The organism is Rhizobacter sp. P2_H2 (assembly GCF_056403375.1).
Window position 1 is genome coordinate 1 of the sequence record NZ_JBFUFP010000247.1, and the last position, 6,293, is coordinate 6,293.

General features: G+C 73.6%; 4 protein-coding genes. All 4 read right to left on the bottom strand.

The window, feature by feature from the left end; translation table 11 throughout:
- Nucleotides 1-696, bottom strand: a 696-nt coding sequence (locus tag AC1D15_RS14675; protein WP_477826556.1) for a condensation domain-containing protein, incomplete at its 3' end; no start/stop codon positions are given.
- Nucleotides 693-1,607, bottom strand: coding sequence for a DMT family transporter (locus tag AC1D15_RS14680; protein ID WP_477826557.1), 915 nt, complete (start codon nucleotides 1,605-1,607; stop codon nucleotides 693-695). The genes AC1D15_RS14675 and AC1D15_RS14680, both read right to left, overlap by 4 nt.
- A gap of 2 nt (nucleotides 1,608-1,609) precedes the next feature.
- Nucleotides 1,610-2,575, bottom strand: coding sequence for a hypothetical protein (locus AC1D15_RS14685; RefSeq protein ID WP_477826558.1), 966 nt, complete (start codon nucleotides 2,573-2,575; stop codon nucleotides 1,610-1,612).
- Nucleotides 2,572-6,293, bottom strand: a 3,722-nt coding sequence (locus AC1D15_RS14690; RefSeq protein WP_477826559.1) for an SDR family NAD(P)-dependent oxidoreductase, incomplete at its 5' end; no start/stop codon positions are given. The genes AC1D15_RS14690 and AC1D15_RS14685, both read right to left, overlap by 4 nt.

Here is a 6,293-nt window from a genome sequence, read left to right on the forward strand (position 1 = left end):
GTCGGCGTACTGCCGCTCGACGCGCGGCAGGCCGGCCGGGGCACCGCCGCCGGCCTCGGCCAGCAGCGCGCGCAGCTCCTCCAGCAGGATCAGCAGCGACCAGCCGTCGATCGCGATGTGGTGCATCGCCAGCAGCAGCACCTGGTCGCCGGGGGCGCGGCGGTACAGCGCCGTGCGCATCACCGGGCCGTGCGCCAGGTCGAACGGGCGGCGGGCGTCGGCGTCGATGAGCCGGTGCAGGGCTGCGTCGTCGAGGCCGGCCACGTCGTGCACCTCGAGCACCGCCGTTCCGGTGCCGGCAATGCACTGGCGCGGCAAGCCGTCGATCACCTCGTACGTGGTGCGCAACACCGCATGGCGGTCGACCAGCGCCTGCAGTGCCTGGCGCAGCGCCGCCTCGTCGACCGGCGACAGCACGCGCAGCGCGAACAACACGTTGTAGGCCGCGCTGTCGGGCTGCTCCTGGTGGACGAACCACAGCGCCTGCTGCGGGTGCGACAGTGGCGCGCTGCGCGGCTGCGCCGCCGCCTGCGCGCGCAAGGCCGCCAGCACCTCGTCGCGCCGCGCACCGATCTGCGCCCGCAGCTCGGCCGACAGCGCCCCCTGCGGCGCACGGAAGCGCAGCCGGTTCCCTTCGAACCACAGCACCACGCCTTGCGCGGCCAGGGCGGACAGCAGGTCGGTCACGGGAGTCACGAGGGGACGGTCCTTTCAGCAGAGGGTTGCCACAACCAGAGTGCCAGCAGCGCCAGCCCGATCCACACCGCGCCGAGCATGTCGCGGTGCGAGAAGGCTTCGCCCGCGGCGCCCCATTCCACCAGCGCCATGCACAGCAGGTGCACGTGCAGCGTCGGCGCCACCTGCGCGACCGGCGCGCGCTCGCAGGCCCGGTCCAGCGCCCACAGCGCGAGCAGGCCGACCGCGCCGATGCCGGCCAGCAGCATTGCATCGTGCAGGTTCGGCATCACCCACACGAAGGGCATCAGCGGCGTCAGCAGCGCGAACACGCCGAGCGCGGTGAAGAACAGGTTGGCCTGCACCGGCTCGTCGCGCAGCGAGCGCGTCATCACGACGTAGACGCTGAACGACAGCGCCATCACGAACGGCAGCACCGCGCCGGCGAGCGAATGCGGCAGCGACGGCTCGGCCATCACCGCGGCGACGCCGCTGCCGATCGCCGCCACCGCCCACACCCAGCGCGGCACGCGCTCGCCCAGCGCGACACGCGCGAGGCCGAGGATCATCAGCGGCGCGACCCAGAACAGCGCCCACACCGTGCCCGCCCGGTCGCCGGCCGCGAGCGACAGCGCGAAGCTCGCCGGCATCACCAGCATCAGCACCGAGCGCGACAGCTGGAAGCCGACGCGCCGCGTGCGCCACAGCCGCGATGGTGCGCGCCAGCCGACCACCAGCAGCAGGCAGGCCAGGTGCACCGCATAGCGGCACCACACCACCTGCATCAGCGAGTAGTGCCCTTGCAGCCGCGCGCCGAACACGCCTTCGACGAAGGCCCACGCCGCCGCGAACAACGCGAGCAGCAGCATCGCGCTGCGGCCGGGGTCGCGCCGGACGAGAGAGGAGGCGAAGGCGGGCAGCGCGAGGTGCATCGTCAATGCCTCGTGTCGTCATCGAGCGGCACCGGGCCGCTCGCCGATTCGAGCGCCATCGGGCCGGTCATCGGTGCGCGGCGTGCCGGCAGGTCGCGCGCCGCTGCCGCACGCCACAGCGCGAACGCGATGCCGCCGACCAGTGCCAGCMCGAGCGCGATGCGCAGCGACGGCAGGTGCCCGCGCACCGCCAGCGACACCCCCGTCAGGCAGGCCACGTGCACATACAGCGCCGGCGCGATCCACGGCAGCGGCGAACGGCGCAACGCATGCTCCAGCAGCCACAGCGCGACGAAGCCGAACACGCCGAGCGCCGCGAACACCAGCGCGTCATGCAGCGTGGGCATCACCCACACGCCCGGCAGGAACGGCAGCACGCCGAGCAGGCCGCCGAGGCCGACGTAGAACAGGTTGGTCATGACGGGCTCATGGCGCAGCGAACGCGTCAGCGCCAGGTAGGCCGCGAAGGCAAGGCCCATCAGCAGCGGCACCACCGAGGCCTGCAAGGTGGTCGGGCGCGCCGGCTCCAGCATCGCGACCGTCGCGCACAGGCCCGCGGCGGTGGCGATCCAGACGAACAGCGGCGCCTTCGACAGCAGCCAGCCGCGTGCCAGCACCAGCGCGAACACCGGCGCCACCCACAGCCCGGTCATCGCGAGGTGCGGCGACGCACCCTGCAGCACCGCGACGCCGAACGACAGCGGGATCGCCAGCATCAGCGCAGACCGCACCAGCTGAGCCAGCGGGCGGCGGGTGCGCCACAGCGGCGTCTTGCTTCGCCAGCCCCACACCACCCCCATCAGCGCGAGCTGCACCGCGAAGCGGCAGCCCTCGATCTGCAGCACGTCGTAGCCGCCCTGCAGGCGCGAGGCGATCAGTTCGAGCAGGGCCCAGACGGCAGAGAACGCGAACGCGAAACCCAGCGCCGCGCGGGCCGACGGAGGAGGTGCGCGTTTCGGGCGACTCACAGCGAGCCCTCTTCGAACGCCGCCTGCGGCGTCTGCGCCGGCGCGGCCGCCAGCGACGTCTCCGCCAGCACCGAAGCCGCCAGCTGCGCAATGCTGGGCCCCTTCAGCAATGCCGCCACCGCGACCTTCGCCTTCAACGCCGTCTGGATGCGGTTGCGCAGCTCCATCGCCATCAGCGAATCCATGCCCATCTCCATCAGCGAGCGCTGCGGGTCGACCTGGTGCGAGGCCGGCAGGGCGAGCACGCGCACGATCTGCTCCGACAGGAAGCCCACCAGCAGCGCGAGCCGGTCCTCGGCCGGTGCCTGCGTCAGCTGCGCGAGGATGTCGACCTGCGGCGCCCCGCCGGCCGGCGCCGCGGCCCGCGCCGGCGCCGCCTGCACCAGCTCGCTGAAGAACGGCCCGAGGTTGCGCGGCAGCCGCGCGCGCACCAGCGGCATCGCCGCCATCTGCGGCGCGCGGGCCGCTGCGAGCATCTGCTTCATCATCGCGACGCCGTCGTGCGGCGCGATCATCCCCAGCCCCATCGCGGCCCAGCGCCGGCGATGCTGCTCGCCGATGCCCGCCGCCATGCCGACCTGCGACCAGCTGCCCCAGTCGATGCTCAGCGCGTGCTGGCCGCGCGAGCGGCGCAGGTGGGCCAGCGCATCGACGAACGAGTTCGCCGCCGCGTAGTTGCTCTGCCCCGGCGAGCCGAGCAGCGCGGCGCCCGACGAGAAGCCGATGAAGAAATCGAGCGCGAGGTTCGCGGTGAGTTCGTGCAGGTTCCAGGTGCCGCGCACCTTGGGCGCCATCACGCGGGCGAAGCGGCGCATGTCCTGCTCGGCCAGCATGCCGTCGTCGACCAGGCCGGCTGCATGGATCACGCCACGCAGCCGCGGCATCTGCGCCGCGATCTGCGTGACGAGGCGCGTCATCTGCCCGGTGTCGGCCACGTCGGCCTGCGCGACCAGCACCTGCACGCCCCCGGCCTGCAGCGCATCGATCGCCGCCTGCGTCTCGGGTGACGGCGCGCGCCGGCCGACCAGCACCAGGTGGCGCGCGCCCTCGGCGGCCAGCCACTGCGCGCTGACGAGGCCCAGGCCGCTCAGCCCGCCGCTCACCAGGTAGCTCGCATCCGGCCGCACCGGCGGCGCACGGTGCTGCGTGACGACGATCTTGCCGATGTGGTGCCCCTGGCCCATGTAGCGGAACGCCTCCTCGGCGCGCTCGATCGGGTACAGCCTCTGCGGCAGCGGCTGCAGCACGCCGGTCGCGAAATCGGCCAGCAGCTCCTGCAGCATCTCGCGCACGAACAGCGGGCGCGCCGCGGCGATCTCGCCGAGGTACAGCGGGTGGTAGTGGCGGCCGGGGAACTCGTCGGCGACGCGTGCGGCGTCCCAGATGCCGGTCTTGCCGATCTCGATGAAGTGGCCGCCCGGCTTCAGCAGGCCGAGGCTTGCCGGGATGAAATCGCCGGCCAAGGAGTTCAGCACGATGTCGACGCCCTCGCCCGAGGTGTCGCGCCGGATGTCGTCGACGAAGCTCAGCGAGCGCGAATCGGCCACGTGCTGCACGCCCAGCCGCTGCGCGAGCGCCCGCTTGGCCGGGCTGCCGGCGGTGCCGAAGATCTCGGCACCGGCGCGCTTCGCGAGCTGCGCGGCCGCCATGCCGACGCCGCCGGTCACCGCATGCAGCAGCACGCGGTCGCCCTTCTTGAGGCCGGCCAGGTGCTTCAGCGCGTACTCGGCGGTCAGGAAGGTCACGGGAATGGTCGCCGCCTCGGCAAAGCTCATCTGCGGCGGCTTCAGCACCGTCAGCGACGCCGGCGCGAGCACCCAGGTCGCGAAGCTGCGGTCGACCATCGCGATCACCTCGTCGCCGACCTTCAGGTCATCGACGCCGGTGCCGACCGCGGTGATCACGCCGGCACATTCGTTGCCGAGCGGGCCGGGGTCGCCGGGGTACATGCCGAGCGCGTTCAGCACGTCGCGGAAGTTCAGGCCGGTCGCGAACACGCGGATCTCGACCTGGCCGGCGCCAGGCGCCTCGCGCGGCACCGGCTGCAGCGCCAGGTTCTCGAGCGAGCCGCGCTCGGTGATCTCGAGCCGCAGCGGCTGGTCGTCGGGCACGAAGACGCCGGGCACCAGGCGCGCGGCCAGGCGCGTGCCGTCGCGCAGCGCGACGCGGTCTTCGGCATCGGCCTGCCAGAGGCTTGAGAACAGCAGCTCGGCTTCGTCGGCACGCACGACCGGGTCGAGGTCGATGCGCACGCAGCGCGCGAGCGGTGCTTCGGACGCGACGACGCCGCCCAGGCCCCAGACGGTGGCCTGCACCAGGTCGGGCACCGAGCCCTGCACCGGTTGTGCGCCGCGCGTGACGAGCCAGCGCCGCGCGCTCGAATCGCCGAGCGCCTGCGCGGCGTGCAGCAGGTTGCCGAGCAGCAGGGCCTGCGCGTTCTCCATCGCCTCCAGCGTCTGCGCGACCGGCGGCACCAGCGCCCACAGCACGACGACGCCCTGCAGCGGGCGGGCGTCGGCTTGCGCGGCCTCGTCGATCGCGCGGCGGATCTGCGCGCTGTCGGCCGCATCGACCTGCCAGCCTTCGGCGAGCGCCGCAAATCCGTCGCCGCGGTAGACCAGCGCGACGCCGGCACCCTCGGCCTTCAGCCGTGTCGCGAGGCCGGCGCCGACGCCGGTGCGGTCGGCGAGGATCAGCCAGCGGCCGGGTGCATCGGCGGGCGCCGCGGTCAGCGGGGTGGCCCGCCATTCGGTCTCGAACGCCCAGTCCGGCACCGCACTCGCAGCCGGCAGGCCGGCCACCCGCTGCAGCGCCTCGTGCGTGATGCGGCGCAGCTCCAGCCCGGACAGCTCGGCCAGCACGCGGCCGTCGTCGTCGAGCAGCGTCAGGTCGGCACGCAGCACGTCGGCGTCGCGGCCGGCGGGTTCGACGCGCACCTGGCACCAGGCCTGCGCCACGCCACTGCTGAACACGCGGTAGCCGGCCAGGCCGACCGGCACGCAGATGTCATCGCTGCCGAGCGGGTCATCCGCCCACGGCAGGCCGAGGCCGATCAGCTGCAGGCAGGCATCGAGCAAGGCCGGATGCAGCACCAGGCCCGTGGTCGGCAGCCCGGGCGGCAACTGCACGCGGCCGAGCACCTGCGTGCCGTCGCGCGCGATCGACGTGATGCCGCGGAACGCCGGCCCGTAGTGCGCACCCTGCGCGGCGAGCTTGTCGTAGTAGGGCTCGACCGGCTGCGTCGGCGCACCGGCCAGCCGCCACGCCTCGCCGACCGCCGGCGCGTCGCCGCGGCCCGGCAGCAGCGTGGCGCTCGCATGCAGGCGCCACGCGGCGTCATCGCCGGCACGACTGAACACCTGCACCGTCTGCGCATCGGGCGCGACCGCGTCGGCCGGCGTCACGACCACCTGCAGCGTCACGCCGCCCTGCTCCGGCAGCACCAGGCCTTCGCGGATCGCGAGGTCCTGCAGCCGCACATCGTCGCCACCGCCGACCTCGCGCGCGGCGGCCTGCATCAGCTCCAGGAAGCCGGTCGCCGGGAACAGCGTGAAATCGAAGATGCGGTGGTCGACGAGCCACGGCTGGTCGCCGAGGCCGATCGTCGCCTGGAAGATCGGCAGCGGGCTCGCGAGCACGCCGCCGAGCAGCGCGTGCGGCGTGCGGGTCGCGGCCAGTGCGCTGCCCGCCGCGGCGGTCGCGCTGCGGGGTTCGAAGC

What these genes read in the sequence shown, in the direction of transcription:
- AC1D15_RS14680 (WP_477826557.1), bottom strand. Translation starts at nt 1,607, where the DNA reads ATGCACCTCGCGCTGCCCGCCTTCGCCTCCTCTCTCGTCCGGCGCGAC.